The 18,639-nt window shown below is 41.3% G+C and carries 21 protein-coding genes, 1 pseudogene and 1 riboswitch; of the genes and pseudogenes, 16 read left to right on the top strand and 6 right to left on the bottom strand.

The genetic code is table 11. The features are described 5' to 3' along the window. The first annotated feature begins 1 nt into the window (after position 1). Genes GLW08_RS18015 through GLW08_RS22295 form a run of 5 tightly spaced genes read left to right on the top strand, consistent with a single transcriptional unit; the run spans position 2 to position 4,485 of the window. Positions 2 to 811, top strand: coding sequence for an ABC transporter permease (locus GLW08_RS18015; protein WP_160850031.1), 810 nt, complete (start codon positions 2 to 4; stop codon positions 809 to 811). Next, entirely contained in the window at positions 808 to 1,794 is a 987-nt protein-coding gene (locus GLW08_RS18020) for an ABC transporter ATP-binding protein (protein ID WP_160850032.1), read from the top strand. Before GLW08_RS18015 ends, GLW08_RS18020 begins: the two co-directional genes overlap by 4 nt. Before the next feature lie 5 nt (positions 1,795 to 1,799). Next, complete coding sequence (locus GLW08_RS18025; protein ID WP_160850033.1) at positions 1,800 to 2,450, top strand: TVP38/TMEM64 family protein; 651 nt, start codon at positions 1,800 to 1,802, stop codon at positions 2,448 to 2,450. 15 nt (positions 2,451 to 2,465) lie between these two features. Beyond that, a complete protein-coding gene (locus GLW08_RS18030; protein ID WP_160850034.1) occupies positions 2,466 to 3,047 on the top strand; it encodes a CDP-alcohol phosphatidyltransferase family protein in 582 nt (193 codons plus the stop codon). A 13-nt stretch (positions 3,048 to 3,060) separates the two neighbouring features. Further along, the gene (locus GLW08_RS22295; RefSeq protein ID WP_160850035.1) at positions 3,061 to 4,485 is read left to right on the top strand and encodes an FAD-dependent oxidoreductase; all 1,425 of its coding nucleotides are present in this window, start codon (positions 3,061 to 3,063) and stop codon (positions 4,483 to 4,485) included. Between the two features lie 357 nt (positions 4,486 to 4,842). Here GLW08_RS22295 and GLW08_RS18040 read toward each other — a convergent pair whose 3' ends face one another. Continuing rightward, the gene (locus GLW08_RS18040) at positions 4,843 to 5,523 is read right to left on the bottom strand and encodes a cyclic nucleotide-binding domain-containing protein (protein ID WP_160850036.1); all 681 of its coding nucleotides are present in this window, start codon (positions 5,521 to 5,523) and stop codon (positions 4,843 to 4,845) included. Between the two features lie 54 nt (positions 5,524 to 5,577). Here GLW08_RS18040 and GLW08_RS18045 point away from each other — a divergent pair, with 54 nt between their 5' ends. The 4 genes and pseudogenes from GLW08_RS18045 (at position 5,578) to GLW08_RS22015 (ending at position 6,459) form a co-directional block, all read left to right on the top strand. Continuing rightward, the gene (locus GLW08_RS18045) at positions 5,578 to 5,805 is read left to right on the top strand and encodes a glutaredoxin family protein (RefSeq protein WP_160850037.1); all 228 of its coding nucleotides are present in this window, start codon (positions 5,578 to 5,580) and stop codon (positions 5,803 to 5,805) included. Between the two features lie 42 nt (positions 5,806 to 5,847). Next, entirely contained in the window at positions 5,848 to 6,087 is a 240-nt protein-coding gene (locus tag GLW08_RS18050) for a hypothetical protein (protein ID WP_160850038.1), read from the top strand. A 96-nt stretch (positions 6,088 to 6,183) separates the two neighbouring features. Further along, a pseudogene (locus GLW08_RS22300) lies at positions 6,184 to 6,231 on the top strand (hypothetical protein); the annotation flags it as partial. A 72-nt stretch (positions 6,232 to 6,303) separates the two neighbouring features. Then, complete coding sequence (locus tag GLW08_RS22015) at positions 6,304 to 6,459, top strand: hypothetical protein (protein ID WP_237458500.1); 156 nt, start codon at positions 6,304 to 6,306, stop codon at positions 6,457 to 6,459. A 48-nt stretch (positions 6,460 to 6,507) separates the two neighbouring features. Here the strand turns inward: GLW08_RS22015 and GLW08_RS18060 are convergent, their stop codons facing one another. Then, complete coding sequence (locus tag GLW08_RS18060; RefSeq protein ID WP_202406368.1) at positions 6,508 to 7,203, bottom strand: low temperature-induced protein; 696 nt, start codon at positions 7,201 to 7,203, stop codon at positions 6,508 to 6,510. Between the two features lie 200 nt (positions 7,204 to 7,403). Then, positions 7,404 to 7,505: riboswitch (TPP riboswitch) on the top strand. A gap of 85 nt (positions 7,506 to 7,590) precedes the next feature. Between GLW08_RS18060 and GLW08_RS18065 the strand changes: the two genes are divergently transcribed. The 7 genes from GLW08_RS18065 (at position 7,591) to GLW08_RS18095 (ending at position 12,506) form a co-directional block, all read left to right on the top strand. Then, positions 7,591 to 8,187 (top strand): YkoF family thiamine/hydroxymethylpyrimidine-binding protein, encoded by a 597-nt coding sequence (locus GLW08_RS18065; protein ID WP_160850039.1) that lies wholly within the window; start codon positions 7,591 to 7,593, stop codon positions 8,185 to 8,187. After that, positions 8,184 to 8,762, top strand: a complete 579-nt coding sequence (locus tag GLW08_RS18070) for an ECF transporter S component (RefSeq protein ID WP_160850040.1) — start codon at positions 8,184 to 8,186, stop codon at positions 8,760 to 8,762. Before GLW08_RS18065 ends, GLW08_RS18070 begins: the two co-directional genes overlap by 4 nt. After that, complete coding sequence (locus GLW08_RS18075; protein WP_160850041.1) at positions 8,759 to 10,312, top strand: ABC transporter ATP-binding protein; 1,554 nt, start codon at positions 8,759 to 8,761, stop codon at positions 10,310 to 10,312. The genes GLW08_RS18070 and GLW08_RS18075 overlap by 4 nt, the downstream gene beginning before the upstream one ends. Beyond that, on the top strand, positions 10,299 to 11,066 hold the full coding sequence (locus GLW08_RS18080; RefSeq protein ID WP_160850042.1) for an energy-coupling factor transporter transmembrane component T family protein: 768 nt from the start codon (positions 10,299 to 10,301) through the stop codon (positions 11,064 to 11,066). Before GLW08_RS18075 ends, GLW08_RS18080 begins: the two co-directional genes overlap by 14 nt. Before the next feature lie 245 nt (positions 11,067 to 11,311). Then, positions 11,312 to 11,752: an OsmC family protein gene (locus GLW08_RS18085; RefSeq protein WP_160850043.1), complete on the top strand. Its 441-nt coding sequence runs from the start codon at positions 11,312 to 11,314 to the stop codon at positions 11,750 to 11,752. A gap of 226 nt (positions 11,753 to 11,978) precedes the next feature. Next, positions 11,979 to 12,089: a YjcZ family sporulation protein gene (locus GLW08_RS18090; RefSeq protein ID WP_160850044.1), complete on the top strand. Its 111-nt coding sequence runs from the start codon at positions 11,979 to 11,981 to the stop codon at positions 12,087 to 12,089. Positions 12,090 to 12,383: 294 nt separating this feature from the next. Further along, positions 12,384 to 12,506 (top strand): YjcZ family sporulation protein, encoded by a 123-nt coding sequence (locus tag GLW08_RS18095; RefSeq protein WP_160850045.1) that lies wholly within the window; start codon positions 12,384 to 12,386, stop codon positions 12,504 to 12,506. A 98-nt stretch (positions 12,507 to 12,604) separates the two neighbouring features. Here the strand turns inward: GLW08_RS18095 and GLW08_RS18100 are convergent, their stop codons facing one another. The 4 genes from GLW08_RS18100 to GLW08_RS18115 all read right to left on the bottom strand — a co-directional run bounded on the left by GLW08_RS18100 (position 12,605) and on the right by GLW08_RS18115 (position 18,443). Then, on the bottom strand, positions 12,605 to 13,408 hold the full coding sequence (locus GLW08_RS18100) for a DUF368 domain-containing protein (protein ID WP_160850046.1): 804 nt from the start codon (positions 13,406 to 13,408) through the stop codon (positions 12,605 to 12,607). Positions 13,409 to 13,424: 16 nt separating this feature from the next. Then, entirely contained in the window at positions 13,425 to 14,735 is a 1,311-nt protein-coding gene (locus GLW08_RS18105; RefSeq protein ID WP_160850047.1) for a DUF2254 domain-containing protein, read from the bottom strand. A gap of 101 nt (positions 14,736 to 14,836) precedes the next feature. Then, on the bottom strand, positions 14,837 to 15,646 hold the full coding sequence (locus GLW08_RS18110; protein WP_160850048.1) for a ZIP family metal transporter: 810 nt from the start codon (positions 15,644 to 15,646) through the stop codon (positions 14,837 to 14,839). Between the two features lie 136 nt (positions 15,647 to 15,782). Continuing rightward, entirely contained in the window at positions 15,783 to 18,443 is a 2,661-nt protein-coding gene (locus tag GLW08_RS18115) for an RNA polymerase sigma factor (RefSeq protein ID WP_160850049.1), read from the bottom strand. Between the last annotated feature and the right edge of the window lie 196 nt (positions 18,444 to 18,639).

Below are 18,639 nucleotides of genomic sequence, written 5' to 3' on the forward strand. Positions count from 1 at the left end.
GATGCAGTATAATTCAAGAATAAAAACTGCCAGCTTCTGGTTTTTGACAAGCGTTCTATTTCTATTTCCAGTGGTATTTTTAATTGTTAAGAGTTTCACACTACCTTGGAGGTATCAGGCTCACTTTCACATGCACTTTACACTTAGAGGATGGACTACACTCCTTTCAGAGAACCAATTAGTAAGCGCTACATTCATGTCTTTACTAATCGGCGGAGTTATAGTGATACTAAACCTACTCATTGGATTGTCAGCAGGAAAAGCATTGGCATTTTATCAATTCAAAGGAAAATCAATTATGGATACGCTTTTTTTGCTACCTCTTATATTTCCTTTACTAGCGATTGCAATGGGGGTTCATATTGCAATGATACGACTCGGGTTGGCAGATATGTGGGTCGGTGTTGTTCTCATTCACCTGGTTCCCACCATTCCGTACAGTATAAAAATTCTACGGAATGGCTATGTATCGTTAGGATCAAATATACTGGAACAATCTACTTCGCTTGGGGCTAATGTATGGAACCGATTCTTAACAATCGAGCTTCCATTATTGAAACCTGCTTTACGAAGTACGATTTTCTTAACGTTCGTCATTAGTCTCAGCCAATACGTCATCACTGCCATAATTGGTGGAGGAAACGTCGTAACATTGGCGATGGTCTATTTCCCTTTCTTACAATCTGCCAGTAGTACTGTTTTAGCAGCCTTTTCGATATGGTTTGCACTCGTACCAATCTTATTTTACATCATGGTAGAATTTATCCTATGCTTTTTGCCATACCAATCACCATGGAGGATGAAATCATGACGCAATCATCATTTATCACACTACAACATGCCTCTAAATCCTTTGGAGATGAGGTTATTTTCAAGCATGTGCAGGCACAGCTTTCTAAAGGAGAGATACTTAGTATTGTAGGTCCATCAGGAAGTGGAAAAACCACCCTTCTTCGTTGTCTAGCTGGATTAGAACCCTTCTCAGAAGGCGATTTTATAATTGATAACCAAAATGTAACGAAGCTTACAGCCAATAAAAGACCTGTTAGTTTAGTATTTCAACAAGCATTACTTTTCCCCCATATGACGATTTTAGATAATGTGGCTTATGGACTTACCTTCCAAAAGATTAAAAAGGAAGAACGGGGTAAACAAGCACAGGAATTCATTGAAAAAGTCGGGTTGAAAGGCTATGAGAAAAGCTTCCCCCACGAATTGTCAGGAGGCCAACAACAACGAGTTTCCTTGGCCCGTTCGCTTGCTATATCACCGGATCTAATCTTATTAGACGAACCGTTTAGTAGCCTTGACCCGAAGCTTCGTCATGAGATGAGAGACTGGGTTCGTAAGCTTCTGAAGTCTCAACAGATGACAGCTATCTTTGTTACACATGACCGGGAGGAAGCGATGCAAATGGGGGATCGCGTTGGTGTCTTTCATGATGGAGTCTTTCAACAAATAGGCACACCTCAAGATGTTTATCGAAGTCCTGTTAACCCTTTCGTTGCAACATTTTTCAGTGATTGCCTTGTATTGGATGGTCGTAAATATGTCCCAGTGTCTCATTTATATATTAGTAAAAACACTTCAAGTGATGCGTACCTTCAACTGGAAGCAATTGTCCAAAATCAGGTGTTTATCCATGGAGAAACATTTTATCAACTTTGGATTGAATCCATGGGAAAACGAATCACCTTACCCAGTTCCCTTTCGTTACATGAGGGGGGAAATGTAACTATTATGGCCAACGCTGAAGCAGTTCAATTGTTTCCTGAAGTCGAAATAAAGGAATGATTAAAATGAAACAGTGGAAAAATTGGATTAAACCAGCCATCGTAATTCTATTATTCTTGTTAGCAGCATACATTGTGCGATTTGAGCTCAATATAGGAAAAGAAGCAATTAAAGACTTCATTTTATCATTTGGTGTTTGGGGACCACTTATATTCTTTTTACTGTATGCACTAGGTCCGATAGTCTTCTTCCCTACTTCGGTCATGTCCCTCGCTGCCGGCCTTGTATATGGTGTATTTCCAGGAGTCATTTATATTTTACTTGGTGCTACAGGTGCTGCTGCTACAGGGTACGTAATGGCACGATATTTTGGAGATTCGTTACTAAAGTTTCACACATTTAAATGGTCAGATCAAATTTATGAGAAAGTACAAGAACGTGGTTTTTTATATGTGCTTGTGTTAAGACTCATTCCCATTATGGGCTTCGACATTTTAAGTTATATTTCTGGTATAGCTCGTGTGAAATTTGGTTCTTTTATTCTAGCAAGTTTTCTAGGAATGATGCCTGGTACATTTGCTTATGCCTTTCTTGGTTCGAGTATTGGGGAAGGTGATTCAAGCAAGATTGCAATCGGAATTGGTTTTTTCGTATTACTAATGTTCATCACATATCTACTTCGCAATCGTGTGAAAAGATGGCTCGGTTTATCCTAATAAGGAGGTGCTCCTATGTTAGACACACATGCTCGCAAATATGTTCAACCTTCTATTGAACATACATCAAAATGGCTCACGAAAAGAGGGCTTACTCCTAACCAAGTTACCGTTATCGCCTTTATCATCGGTGTTTCTGCTGGAGTGCTGTATGGATCTGGGCTACCCATTGTAGCTGTTTTAGCTCTGTGGTTATCAGGCTTCCTAGATGCTGTAGACGGCACGATGGCTCGGATGACACAACCATCTGGCTTTGGAACCGTTATGGATATCACATTCGATCGGGTGGTAGAGATTAGTATTATCTTAGGGATAGCTTATGTTCATCCAGAAATGTTGTGGCCGCTCCTCTTATTAAGCGTGTCGATTATTTTTTCTATGACAATCTTTTTAACAGTAGGAGCTGTCTCCGATAAACAAGGTGTAAAATCCTTTTATTATCAGACGGGTTTAGCAGAGCGTTCAGAAGGATTCATTCTATTTAGTATTATGATGTTGTTTCCATCCATATTGCTATGGTCTACGTTGGCCTTCTTTATTATAGAACTGTACACGGGGCTCCAACGATTTATGGAAGCAAAACGGATTTTGTCATAAAGGAGAGGGTATTGTGAAAAAATATGATCTTATTGTAGTAGGTGGCGGTGCTGGAGGGTTAACTGTTGCAGCAGGTGCTGCCTCTCTTGGTGCAAACGTAGCATTAGTCGAAAAACGCGATGACCTAGGCGGGGATTGCCTTCACTTTGGGTGCGTTCCATCAAAAGCCCTAATTGAAGCAGCAAATGAGGTGTATCATGCTCGAAATGTACAAGCCTATGGCATTCATGCTTCTGGTGAGGTTGACTTGAAAGCTATTAATGATCGAGTGAAGGCTTCCGTTGATCACATTCAGGAACACGATGATATTGACCGCTTCAAAGAATTAGGAATCGACGTCTATCTAGGTGGAGCTTCTTTTGCTACCGATCACGAAATACAAGTCGAGGGCCATGAGAATATTTACGGGAAACGTATTGTCATTTCAACAGGGTCCCGCCCTAATGTACCATCTATTGAAGGCTTAGAAGAGACAGGCTATATTACAAATGAATCAGCCTTCAACCTTGAACAACTACCGCAAAAATTAGTGTTTATTGGCGGCGGACCAATCGGATTAGAGCTAGCTCAAGCATACTCTAGACTTGGTTCTGAAGTTACCGTACTAGAAGCAGGACCACATCTACTAGGAAAAGAAGACCAAGACATTCAAAATACCGCACAAAGTATGCTTGAACAAGAATTGAATGTCATCACAAATGCACGCGTTTCAAAAACGTCTCGACACGATGAAAAAAATTATGTGCACTACACTATAGGCGATGAAGATCATGTTATCGAAGCTGATCAAATCTTCTTAGCTGTTGGCCGAAAACCTAACACAGACAACCTGCAACTAGAAAACACAGGTGTGGAAATGGATGAAAAAGGTCATGTCAAAGTAGACGACACCCTAAGATCCTCCGTTCCACATATCTTCGCTGTTGGAGATGTGAATGGTGGATTGTATTTCACCCACGTTGCAGGCTATGAAGGCAAAACCGTCGTACAAAATGCCCTATACGGCTTAAAACGAAAAGTTTCCTACGACAACATTCCATGGAACACCTATACAACACCAGAAATATTCCATTACGGCCTAACCCAAAAAAAAGCACAAGTAAAGCATGGCGACGTCATGATCTATAAAACAGAACTCGACCAAGTAGACCGCTTCGTAGCAGACCATGCCACCAATGGATTCATTAAGATCATTACAGATACAAAAGGAAACATAGTAGGCGCACACGCTATCGGAAAAGGCGCAGGAGACTGGATGCAAGTCGTCGTTCTAGCAGTAGAGAAAGGCATGAAAATCGGAGACCTATCCAACATGATCTACCCATACCCAAACCACACTGCCTCCATCGAAAACGCCAGCAACCAATACTGGAGAGCCAAACTCTTCAATGGCGTCATCCCAAAACTATCCAAAACCTTTATACGATGGTTTAGGTAAGATCAAAAGCGCAAGCGCCTTGGTCACCCCCGACAGGCTTAAGGCAAGCCTCGAAGTGGCGTTTTTTGCCACAGCGAGGATTGACTTAAGACCCCGAGGGGGTAGGCGCTGGAGCTGGACGTGGACAGAAAGCGGAGGCGACTGCTTAGCTCCGTACGCATAAGTAAGATTTTCGTAAGAGGCGTTTAGCCTCTGGAGAAAAGATTGCTTATGACGCTAGGAGCTAGGAGGCGCCCCGGTAGCGACGTATGTGCTGGACTGAACCGTAGGAGATAAAGGAAACACAAAGAACGAAGTGATTCGATGTTGATTTGTTGGAGTCCAAACAGGCGAAAACAAAGAAAGTTGGATGTACTTTTATACATCCAGCAACTCTTTCGTCTTTTCCGCATTCACAGAAAAATGTTGTATCCCTTTTTTAATATAGCCTTCTTTTTTTAATTGGCTAATGATAGCGCTTGTCGTTTCTCTTGTGGAACCAATCATATTGGCCAAGTCATGATGTGTTAATTTCATCTCAATGGTTTGCCATTCATTTTTCCGTCGACCAGTTTTCTCACTAAGCATTAGTAGTAAATACAGCAACCTATTTTTCACATCACTTAACGCTATTTTTTCACTAATCGTGTACACTTCTTTAAGCCTGGTCGATAGAATATCAATTAACTTTAAAGCAATATTGGAATTAGTTTGAATGAATTGTTCAAAGTCTTCGTTACTTAAAATACACAGATATGTATCCGTCATGGCTTCTGCGTAAATTTCATTATCTGTAAGTGACATCGTAGAAGTTTCACCAAAGATATTCCCATCCACTAGTATATCTACCGTAAACTGTTTACCTTGAGAATTCATACGATACAAACGCACTTGCCCTTGTTTAAGTAAAAATAAAGCTTCAATCGGGGATTCTGGTGATAAGATAAGCGTTCCTTTTTTAACAGGTTTCATCTCACTCATTTCATCTACGACCATTAGCTCTTCTTTCGGTAGTTCATCAAATAAACTGATTTGGGAGAGCATTAGTAATTTATCCACTATCCATCACCTCTTTTTTGTTTTGTCACATTAGAGAATAAGGAGGGCCACATCATGAATCTACTTTACACAATGGACGGTTGCAAAAACTGTTTTAAAGCAAAAAAACATTTACAGGATCTAAACATTAGTTTTGAAGAAGTAAACATTTTACAAGAACCTAATTCTCATCAAAGATTAAAAGAACTCGTTGGAGAGGTTTACGCTCCAGTTTATGTAACCGATCAAGATGTTTTTAAAGGTTTAGACATATTGAATTACGATACAAAGAACCTTCGCTAATAGCGTAGGTTTACATATAGTATAATCTAGGGGTAATGAAATATGAATAGCCATAACGAACAAGACATTATTATTGCTAAAAATACTATGGCGCAACAAAAAGAAACCATCTCATCCTTTTTGGATATTGCCGAGTCTATTGTAAAACAAACCAACCAGATAACTCAGACATCTACTTCTATCAACAACAATCTAGATGTAGCTGCGGAGAAAACTACGGAAGGTACACACATTTCACGAAAGAGATGCAAGAAATACAACAGTTTTCCTCTGTATTGCTAGAAAAGGTGAAGATTCTATCCTCCCTATTAAAAGCATTAACAGATATCATTTCAACCCTTCAAAAAATCTCTTCCCAAACTTGCCCTTAACGCTTCCATAGAAGCAGCTCGAGCTGGAAATACAGGTCGAGGTTTTAGTGTTGTTGAGCAAGAAGTTCATAAGCTCTCCGAAGAAAGCCATGAAGCAACAGAAACGAATGATGCTGGAACCGGAAAAGTGAATGCCGCAGCTGAAGTAACCAGAGATGAGATCCCGCGTAAAGACGTGGCGAAAGTGATTGTAGAGAATCTTAATAACGACAGTCTGATCAATAAAGAATTTCAGGTGACCAAAGGGGATACCCCTATTTTAGACGCGCTGAAAACCATCTAAACAAACAAAACCCTGTCCGATTCGTAAGGTCGGACAGGGTTTTTTGCTTTATTTTTTGTGACGGTCGGAGCGTGTTTCAGTCGCATTGTGATCGTGATCAGTCTGGTTGTCATGTATTTCAGGATTGAATGGTTCTTCTTGTGCATGGTGATTTCCTTGATTGTTATCGTAGTGCTCACTTTGCCCGTGGTGGTCTTGGTGCTTATGGTGTCCGTGGTCGTTCTGGACGTGCTCCGGATACATGGAACTGTTTTCTGTACGGTTTGATATGAACGTGCGATATACTTGCTCCGCATGTTTTTCTGCAGCTTCAACGAGTACGATGATTTTTCCGTCCTTCAAATGACCTTCGTACTGTTTTGCCTGCTCTTTCGGCATACCCATACCTACGAGGGCACCGACGATTCCACCGCCACCGGCTCCGACTCCTGCCCCCGTCAGAGCAGAAGCGAGAGGTCCTGCTGCGGCGATTTGACCGACTCCGGGAATGGCAAGAAGGCCAAGGCCGACTACAAGACCGCTGAGTCCCCCGAGCACTCCACCGGAGGCAGCACCAATTCCTGCTCCTTTACCGGCATTTTCCCCGCGACCGCCTCTATTCGAGGTGACACTTGTTTTGGTTTCATCTTCTAGTACATTCACTTTGTTTTTGTCCTGGGCAAAAACGGAAATGTCATTCACTTTGTACCCGTGTTTCGTTAATCCCTGAATAGCTCTTTCTGCATCTCCGACGTGTGAGAACACGCCGCCGATCAAGTGACTGGCCATGATAATTCCTCCTTTAAATTCTAACCTGCTGAACGATACCCGCGAACAGGTTGAATATGCAGCGACAACCTAAAAACAGGAAAAACGACCCACGGAAATGGCTGAAATAAAGAGGTTTACAAAAAATTCAGACTGATATATGATAACAGACAAAGAACAAAAAAACTGCATACCGATTGATGCACTAGGGGAGCCATACGTGGCTGAGAAGAACACAGTTCTGACCCTTTGAACCCGATCTGGATAATACCAGCGTGGGGAAGTGCGGTCTGAGTGATAACACAAACTCTTTTTGATAGACAGACTGCATCCCACGACCGGGTGCAGTCTTTTTGTTTTTTAAATCAGAAGGAGGAATTATAGATGAGTCAACAGTGCGGAAATTCAAGGATTGCAGGGTGTTCGTTTTCGGTGCATCCGATGACTGACCAGTTCGTGGAATATATCAAAGGAAGTCTGAAAGAAACGGACACATCGAATGTTTGGATGGATACTGACGAAGTGACGACAACGGTCCGCGGGGAAATCGAGCATGTTTTCGATGTTACAAGAGCTGTGTTTTTGAGAATTGCTAAGACCGGTGTACACACGGCATTCAATGCCACGTATTCCATCGGGTGTCCGGGAGATTCTGCAGGAGATCAGTACACAGGGGACATCGGTGAGCCTGCCAATGGTCTTCATGAGGTGAAACAGCATACCAGTGCAAAGTTTTCCCTTTATCCTATGGGCGGTGGGGATTATATGGAAGTCATTTACCGGGAAATAGACAGGATGAAAGAGAAAGGAATTGATGTGTCTGCCGTTCATTATGCAACGAAACTATCTGGAGATGTGAATGATACGTTCCATGGTTTGGAGGATGTATTCCGGGAAACGGAAAGAAGCGGATCTTCTCATACCGTAATGACAGTGACGATGTCGGCAAACAGTCCGTCTCAGAAAGAGGAGCAGTCATGAAAAACTGGAAGTTGAAAGAAATCGTGGTCATGTCCGTGCTTTCGGTAGTTTTCGCTGTCGTCTACCTGGCTTTTCTTCCTGTCGGAAAGGTGCTCGTGGGATTTTTCGGTCCAATCGGCTATGATTTCATTTTCGGCATCTGGTTCATCGTTTCGATCATTGCCGCCTATATCATTCGGAAACCGGGAGCTGCTTTTCTTTCGGAAACGATTGCGGCAACAGTGGAAGTGCTGCTTGGAAATGCGGTAGGGCCGATGCTAATTATCAGCGGAATGATTCAGGGACTCGGGGCGGAAGCCGGGTTCGCTTTGACCCGCTATCGCCGTTATGATTTATGGACACTGATGTTTGCTGGGATGATGGCCGGTGTGTTCAGTTTCGCCTGGGGGTACTTCCAATCAGGGTTTGCAGCCCTTGCCGGAGGTTATGTTCTGCTTATGTTCATCACCCGTGTCATCAGCGGTGCTCTGCTTGCAGGGGTAGCCGGCAAAGCACTAAGTGACGCATTGGCAAAAACGGGAGTGCTTTCGAGCTTTGCTTTAGGTAAAGAAAAACGGAAGAAGCATGCTGCATGATGAGCGTTCGGAATCTCACGTTGCAATATGAAGATATGGAAGAGCCGGTAATACAGGATGTATCGTTTTCCGTTGTAGAAAAGGAGACAGTACTCCTTCTTGGAGCGAGCGGGTCGGGTAAGAGCACGCTCACTCATTGTCTTACGGGTCTTTATCCAAGAGAACTGGAAGGAACAATGGAAGGGGAAGTCACTCTTCATGAGAAACCAGTGGCTGATGCTTTACCCGGAGCCATAAGTCGCAGTGTCGGCATTGTATTTCAGGATCCAGAGACTCAATTCTGCATGCTGACGGTAGAAGATGAAATGGCATTTGGACTCGAGAATCTACAGGTGGCCCCGGAGTTGATGGAGGAGAAAGTCGATGCGGCCCTTCAGGATGTCGGGTTACGGGAGAAAAAGAAAGAAATGATTACGGCCCTGTCCGGTGGAGAAAAGCAGAAGCTGGCACTCGCCTGTATTCTTGCCATGAACCCGCCTATGATCATTCTTGATGAGCCGACGGCCAATCTCGATCCGGTAGCGACAGAGGCGTTCGTTTCTCTACTGGAGACGCTGAAAGAAGAGCGCCATTTATCTCTTTTCATAATCGAACACGACCTGGACCCCTGGGTCTCTATGACAGACCGGGTATTGATGCTCGGAAGGGATGGACGAATTTTTTACGATGGACCGCTCCGCGAAGGATTGCAAGAACACGCAGGAAACCTGAAGCATCAAGGGGTCGCTATGCCGATGGTATCTGAGCTGGCACTTCAGGCAGGAGTAGCCGAACCTCCATTTCCATTGACGATAGATGAGCTGAGAAGGCGAAATCCTGTTCTGGAAGGGAAGCAAAGAGTGAGAAAAGATGAAATACCATTGCTTCGGGCAGAGAACGTAAGCTGGAAATCTGTTCTGAAAGATGTGAATGTGACTATTTCGAATGGATCTTTCACAGCGGTTGTCGGACCGAATGGAAGCGGGAAGACGACGCTTTGTCGGTTGCTTGCCGGTATAATATCCCCTTCTGCCGGTAAAGTCGAGCACCCTTTTGGAAAAAAAGAACAGTTCCGCCACGTCGGATATGTCTTCCAGAACCCTGAGCATCAGTTTCTCACGGACAGCGTATGGGAAGAGGTTTCCTATAGCGGTGCTAACCGTAAACAGGTACAGCAAATGCTTGAGTGGTGCGGATTGTCGAAGCATGTGGATATGCATCCCTTCCGTCTCAGTCAGGGCCAAAAGCGAAGGCTTAGTGTAGCCACGATGCTCGTAAATGATCAGGACGTTTTATTTCTCGATGAACCGACGTTCGGCCAGGATGCTGCGTCCACGGAACATTTGATGAACCTAATCGAGGAAAAACATCGCTCAGGAACGACCATTGTCATGATTACCCACGATATGGAACTTGTCGATACCTATGCTACCCGGGCCATTGCTATGAAAGAGGGAGAGGTTGCTTTTACCGGCGTTCCTGAAGAATTGTGGGAAGAGGACGTTGAGGCATTCCATTTGAAGCGGCCGTTACGAGCTCAGATAGAGGAGGCAGCTTATGTACCTCAATAAGATGAATCCCAGTGTGAAAGCACTGACGATTCTTGGGCTGGTTCTCGTGCTGGCGCTGATGTTTGATCCGATTACCCCGCTTCTTTTCACGGTTTCTGTGATTATCATCACATTTTTGTTCGGGACGTTTCGGAAAAAACATTACGTGTTGTACCTGCTCCCTTTTATAATCTTCGCTTTCGGAATGCTCTGGACAACAATCGCTTTCGCAGATATGCCTAAGAATCCCGGCGATACAGTGAATCTTATCGGGTGGGAAGTACCGAGAGAGGATTTAATGGTTGCTCTGTCCCTATCTTTTCGTGTTCTGGCATTTGCGACGCTGTCGTTGTTGTTTATGTTCACAACAAACATGGTGGCATTTTTGCTCAGCCTTATGCAGCAGCTGAAGCTGCCGCCGAAATTAGCGTATGGAATCATGGCAGGGTACCGTTTCTTGCCTATGTTGAAATCGGAATTCGGCCAGATCCAGGCAGCCCATCGCGTGCGAGGTCTTGGTCAGGAAAGCCGGTGGAAGAGGTATCGCCGATTTGCTGTGCCACTTTTAGCAGGAGCCATCCGGAAAGCGGAAAGGACAGCAGTAGCGATGGAGTCGAAAGGGTTCACGGGAAGCCGGGAGCGAACCTTTTACCGGAATCTTTCCATTCGTAAAAAAGACTGGCTGTTTCCGGCAGGGATGAGTCTGTTGCTTGGTCTGATTCTTTTTCTCAGTATTCATTTCGGTTATTTTTCCTGGTACCAGGGGCAATTATGAAGATATAGAAAAACGCTCAGAATCTTTGAGCGTTTTTTTACGTTAATCAACTTTTTGCATATATAGGATCTGGCCCCCCTCGCAATGAAAATGAAGCCCGTCGCTTTGTTCAAAAGCTGTCCACTTTTAGAACCGACGCGCAGCTTCGTCGTCGTAGCGGAAGATATGGTGTAAGACAGATTACATGCTTTAATAATAAAAATATCCTATAATGAATTCGAAACAACTTAAAGGAGGATTTAATCATGGCAGAACAAACTTTTCATGTTAAAAGTAACTCAAAAGGACTAAAAACTGATATTGAAACAGCAGATCAACACAAACTTGTTATAGATGAACCAGAAAAAATAGGCGGAACCAATGAAGCTGCTGATCCACTATCTACTCTTCTAAGTTCCCTAGCAGGTTGTGAGACTGTAGTAGCAAACTTCGTAGCTAAAGAAATTGGTTTTGACTTACAAAGCATCGACTTCGACATTAAGGGTTCTCTAGATCCTCGTGGGTTAATGGGTACGGAAGGTGTACGCCCATACTTCCAAACCGTTACTATTAATGCTAAGGTTCACACAAGTGAATCCCAGGAACGTATTAACGAACTACAGCGTATCACAGATGAACGTTGCCCAGTATATACAACGCTACAAGCAGCTGATGTTCAATTAACAGCTAACTGGGAAAAAGCATAATCTAATGCAAATCATATAAATGAAAAAAAGCTACTTCCTAATGGAAGTAGCTTTTTTTATAGTAAAGGAAATTTTTTCGCCGCTAAACGGGCGCTTGCATCTTTCTTTGATGTCACTTCTCCTTTAGTACACATGCCCATTTTTGGGGAATTTGCGGAATAATCCAACCAAAACAAGGGCATTTGCATACATTAATAAAGAAGTCATAACAAAAGGAGGGGTTTAGATGAGTGGATATGGTTACGGTGGCGGATTCGCATTAGTCGTTGTACTTTTCATACTTTTGATTATTGTAGGAGCATCTAAATTCGGTGGATATGGTGGCTACGGATACTAATATTTAAACAAGAAAAGCACAAGCGCACGTTTAGCGACGTACAAACTGCTGCCCACAGGACGTGGGTTGGTTCGATATTGCTGAGTAAAGCGGGCCTACAGGACTTAGGTCAGTTCGATGTTGCTGCGTGATGCAGCGGTGTTAATCGAACTTCTATCACCCAAGAACCTTCCCGGATTCCTGTTGACTTATCGTAAGGAGGAGCAGGAAGTTTGATAGGCGCTGGGCGCTGGAGCTAGACATCTAGCGCCACATTTTATTCTTAAAATCACTAGCGAAAAAGGAGGAACTTGTATGTATGGATATGGAGGATATGGTTGTTGCCAAACTGGAGGAGCTGGCTATGGTAGCTTTGTATTAATCGTTGTGCTATTCATCCTACTAATCATTGTAGGAGCAACAGCTTTCAAATACTAATCAACGTATTCAGGTCACCCAATGACGCTGTGCTAAAAAATAATAAAGAACCCCAACACGTACCAGCGTGTTGGGGTTCTTTATTTCCATGTCCATCATCAATATTCAATTTTCCCTAATAAATACGCAATAATCAAACCACCTATAAAGGTAATGAGACTTAATAATACCGAAACTGGTACACCAGGAAATAATACTCCAACAGATCCTATCACAAGGCCTATGACGATTGCATAGGTGTAGGAAGGATAGTGAGTGAATAAATGATTAATGATTTTACTACTAATCATCAGTCCAACTAGAACACCTAATCCTATGATAACAATCCGTACCAATTGAAATTCGGATAATGCTTGAATAACTGTGGGATAAACCCCGGCAAGTAACAACATAAATGATCCACTTATACCTGGGAGAATCATAGCCATACTGGCCAGCCACCCAGAGAAAAATAATAGTACAAACTGACCCGTAGTGAGGGACGCTCCCCACGGTTCTGGTGTTCCTTTATTCACAAACATCAGTAAACTAATTAAGATGGCACTCATGATCATAAAACCATAGTGCTTCTTCCGAAAATGTTGTTTATATTCTGCTTGTTTAAACAGAAACGGGATCACACCTATAATCAACCCTAGAAAAAAGTATAGGGTTGGTTGTTGATGTACATCTAGCAACCAATGAATAAGTTTACTAAGCGTCAGTATTGCAACCCCTATTCCCACAATCAAGGGAACAAAGAAGCCAACGTGTTTTTTCCATTCCCTACTAAATACTCCATCAACTGCTTTAATTAATCGACTATAAATTCCAAGCACAACTGCTATCGTGCCTCCACTGATACCAGGAACTAAGTCACTCGTTCCCATCAACAGACCCCGGTATAAATTTCTCCACTCCATCTGCCTGAACTCCTTTTTAGATTGCTTCTTCCTCATTACATAGTTCTGCTATATTAGATGCTGTTTTACGGATTAAATCTAAATCGTATTGATGATAATCCTCATCTTTTATAGCATCTAGAATATAAATTGTGAAGGACCATATATCTTTTCGAATATGCTCTTCATTTACGAGGGCTATTTTATATAATGATTCTAAAATGCCGTTCATGACTGATACATCATTTTTTCCATATAAACGAATTTGATAGAAGCTTTTATAAAGATATTGGTGGTACGATTTGGGTTCGACAATTAATCTTAATTCATCCTGTTTATCGGTATAATAACGGAATGGTTTATGTTTATGCCCTAATTCCGCAAGTAATGAGCCAATTCGATTGATACAGTTAATGGCTGTGTGAGGGTCATTTATACCAGGTGAAATAGCTCGAAGCGCAATTTCAACTAGCTTTTGTATAGAGAACTCAATGTCTTGTACATTCGTTCGTTCTTTACCAATAATGACATAATCTAAGCTAATATCTTCATTTAGATTTTCTTCCCCATCTTTAAATTGATAGTAAAAGATGGGAGAACCTGACTCAACATAATCACCGACCTGCACGTTAACATTAATAAACACGTTATTTTTTTGGGCCCAATTAATGAATGGACGGAAATCAATATGTTGCACATATCCACTTACTTTTGCTTTCATATAATGCTTTTCTTTTTGATTTAATCGTTTAATTTCTTCTTGATTCCATTCTTCATAAATACCATAAGCTTTCTCAGAAAACTTACGATTGATTACATGAATCGTTTCATTTTGTATTTTCCCGATTAGATTGTTCACCTGTACCCAGCGAGCTGAGTGATGAATAAACCAAACGAAAAATGCCAATGTACATGCTGTGACCAGAACTGTAATAAATGGACTAATCATCAACTTCGTTTTACTAGACGGTAGTAATAATAAGTTACCTAAAGAAAACATAAATCCAAACACATATACACCCAATACGTTTTGGGTGATGCGATCTGTCATAAAGTCCTCTAAAGCTCTCGGGGAGAACTGAGAGGAATATGTAGTTAGGACCACCATAATAGAAGAAAAACTAATCGTTGTCATCGTTAACATCGCTGTAATTAATGAAGAGTATAAATATAAAGCCATGCTCCGCTTCCCTAAAAAGAGGGTTGGAACATGTTGCTCAATAAATGGCATAAACCACAAATCTAACATTTTGGTCAAGGCTATTCCAACTATTGATAAAATACCATAGATTAAAGGTACAAACCAAAAGCTATCGCGGACACTTAACCACAATCTTGTATTTCGCATGGGGACGACCTCATTTCCCTTAATTATTTCACTAAAACAAGTTTACCCCCTGTTTCTCTCAATAAACCATGAGAAAAACAAGGGGTAATAAAAAAATGGCTTTATCCAAGTGCTACGTCTAAGGTCATCATTACGGCAAACCCTATCATTAAGCTAATGGAAGCAATGTCTGTATTTCCTTTTTCTAGTGAACCAGGTATGATTTCTTTTGCTACTACAAAAATCATCGCACCTGCTGCGAAGCTTAACGCATAAGGCAAAATAGGCTGAATTAAAATAACTGCTAATGCCCCTACAACGGCCGAAATAGGTTCAACCATACCTGAGAACTGTCCATACATAAAGCTTTTTCCTTTTCTCATACCGTCACGGTGGAGTGGCATAGAGACAGCTGTACCTTCCGGAAAGTTCTGAATCCCGATTCCGATAGCCAATGCTACGGCACCAGCTAAAGTAGATTCGGTAACACTGGAAGCCAAAGCTCCGAACGTAACACCGATAGCAAGCCCCTCAGGAATGTTGTGAAGAGTCATGGAAAAGACTAATAACGCCGTACGATTTTTTGCTCGATTATCTTTAATATCATGAAGATATTTATCAGTATCTAGCATTGGTAGCATCTTATCCACCATAAGCAATAAAGCTCCACCTAATAGAAACCCTACAACGGCTGGAACCCATGCTGGAACAGGGCCATTTTCCGCCATCTCAATAGCTGGCGAAAGTAACGACCAATAGCTTGCTGCAATCATAACGCCACCTGCGAAAGCAAGCATGCTATCTAGAAACTTTTGATTAGCGTCTTTTACAAAGAATACAAGTGCAGCTCCGGCTGCCGTCATTCCCCACGTAAATAAAGTCGCTAAAAAGGCTTGCATGACTGGGTTTAATGAGTTAAATGCTTCGATCATTGTTGTCACCTCTTTACTATATATCATTTTTGCATGAGTGCAATTTTTCTTGTCTAAACCATTTTATATGGTGTTATCCAAATAAGTCAAACATACTACTTAAAAACCCCAACTCCACTTATGAGTTGGGGAACTATTAATCTATTAATTTTAGATTTCCGTTTCGATATTGATACGTACTAGTCGAGTCATCCTCGCTACCAGTCTTAATAACATACTGATCTCCGTTTTTTTCTAACCGTGCATAGTCGCTACCTATTGCATCTCCAACATTAATGCGGTCGAACGTCTCAAAATGAGGAATATAAAAGACAGTTGTAAACGGCTTTAACTGGTGCCCGCCTTCTGTAGATACCATTTCTTCATCCCCATCCGCATCCACATCGATTTCTTGGAAATTTGGAATCGAGGCTATTATCTTGAAATAACTTCCTTGCTCTTGAGTTGGGTTAAAGCCAATGATATAAGTTTGTTGCACGAAACCACCATCTACCTCATTGGATCCATTGATTACAATTTCTCGGTTTTCATCTGAAGTATATTGTTCTGTATCAATCTGAATGGAATCGTCCTTATACCCTACTCTCCCTACTCGAAACCATTTATTATCATACCGAATGTAAGCGAAGGCAGGAGCATTGGCTTTAGTTGTATTGCCATTAGCAAATATGTGAACGGTAGCTTCTTCTCCATTCCCTAAAGGTAGTGGAGATGTCTTATTGATTTCTTCCCACATTGAGTATGGATCATCCCGTTGAATCGAATCCAGACCCCAAACGGAACTTTGAAACGCATGAGCATTAATGGTATCTTTAGCAACTCGTTGCCAGCCATTTTGTTTATTTTCGAATGATAAGTAAGCATTTTCATCAAATTCTCTGTTTTCAAATCTCACATTTAGTCTGCTAGGATCATCCCATCCATAAATGGTTGCTGTACCAGCATTACTGTTATAGGAATGAATCGTCTCTCCTTCGAGCTGATTGTTGTTGTCTAGCGTATAAATCGATACTCCCTCATTGTGATCGTTAGCGTCTTTTTGATTGTTCAAGGATTGGATAACAGCAATTTGATGGTCAGGACCCCAAACTGGTTCTTGTGTGGCTTCTTTCATCGATGTATATGACAAATCATCCATGTTAAAAACATTCCAATTAAATAGCGTATAGCTTGTCAGTACATACTTGTTGTCAGAGGACCAAGTAAAAGAACGAACATTTTGTATGTCTTCTTGTTCTGGAATGATTAGACGAGGAGATTCTTCTCCCACTTCCCATATTTTTATACTTCTTAGTCGAGTATCCTTATTTTCTTCTACATAAATAACCTTTTTGTTATTTCCGCTCCATGACATATGTTTAACATTCGTATCATCACGTAAATATAAATAACGTTCAATGAAAGATTGAGAGTAAGGTGCGTATGACGTTGCATCCACCTTCATCCACTCATCGTCTTGTTTTTCAAAAAATAAATCTTTTGCTATCCCTTCATTAGCTAATAGCTTATTGATCTTTATACCTGTAGGAGAAGTACGTTGTATGGAGTAATCATAAGGCTTATCGTCTTGTACACCTGATGCTATCACTTTCTCTTCACGATTACTCAAACTATAATGTGTAATTTGTTCATACTCTTTGTCGTTTGATTGAATATACTCTTGGAAGAACAATCCATTCCCCTCGTCCTCCCAATTAACATTATGCAGCTTAGCTTCAAACGACTGTTCCATTACTCCCCTTTTTTCTACATCGATAAAGGTTAAAGAAGTTGTTTGTTCACCGCCATCCCTGTACATTACGATATACCTTCCATTCGGAGACCATCGGAACTCATGATTAAAGTATTCTATTTGTTTTAGGATGGTTGGCTCCTCCTCCGATCTATGTTGAAGCGCAATTTCGTATTGTCCATCTTCTGTACCTTGTACAAAGAGAAGCAACTCACCACCAGGTGCGTACTGCATATATTCAAGGTTAGGTTGACTTTTTATCTCCCCATGGAATTCATAGACAGATTGTTTCTCCTGTTGTTCTTCATTCTCCTCTCCTACATTTTCTGCAGGATTACTTTGTGTTTGGCTTTGACCTCGATCTGTTATAACATAGACAGCTGTCATTAATATAAGCGCAGCACTAACTCCGGCTACCATCCCCTTCTTATTTGAGGATTTTTTTATGTGTAGTGGTTTTCGATCATGTTTCCCTACTTCCAGTCGAAGCTCTTGTTTCATCATTTCTTTTCTTTCAAAAGGTATGGACACTGTTTTTGATAGTTTACTAAATACTTCTTTTATTTCATGCATTGAGTAAGGAAGGCTCTCTTCTAATGCTCTCCAAGCTATATCATATCTGTTCTTCACTTTTTTCTCACTAGATTGAAGCACCTCAGCTACTTCAGTAAAAGGAAACTCCATCAACAGAACCAAAAAAAGAACTTCTCTTTTATTTTCAGGTAATTTACAAAATGCTAGATAGATATCGTTATTTAAATCGTTCATATTCGTTTCTTCATCCAAAGGTACCTTTTGTTTTCCACGCCCACTTAGTAACCGCTTCCATATTGGATTAGAAGATTGTTCTGATGACTGTTGACTTATCACGTTATGTGCGATGGAAAACAGCCAAGTCTTCGGATACTGATGTTGTTGAAATGAGGAAAAATGATGTAGCGCATGTTGGAAGGTGTCTTGAACAAGATGCTCTACCTCTTGGGATTGTATGGAATACACGAAATAACATTTTAACTCTTCACAATATGCATCGAACCACTCTTCAACAACCATTCTCTCATTCAAGCATCACACCTACTTTCCTTTAGAATCTCGTTTACAAATCATTATTTCTTTCATTTTAAAGCATTTTCATTCCTTTTTTTAGTGAAAGGCTATGTTTGATATAGTTTCTAAGAAAAAAATGAATCAGACAGATTAAAGCAGATTTATTCCATTTTAAAAAGAGGAATTACTTTTCTTTATATAGTAGTTATTCTAG

This window comes from Pontibacillus yanchengensis, assembly GCF_009856295.1.
In the GTDB taxonomy this organism is placed as follows: domain Bacteria; phylum Bacillota; class Bacilli; order Bacillales; family BH030062; genus Pontibacillus; species Pontibacillus yanchengensis_A.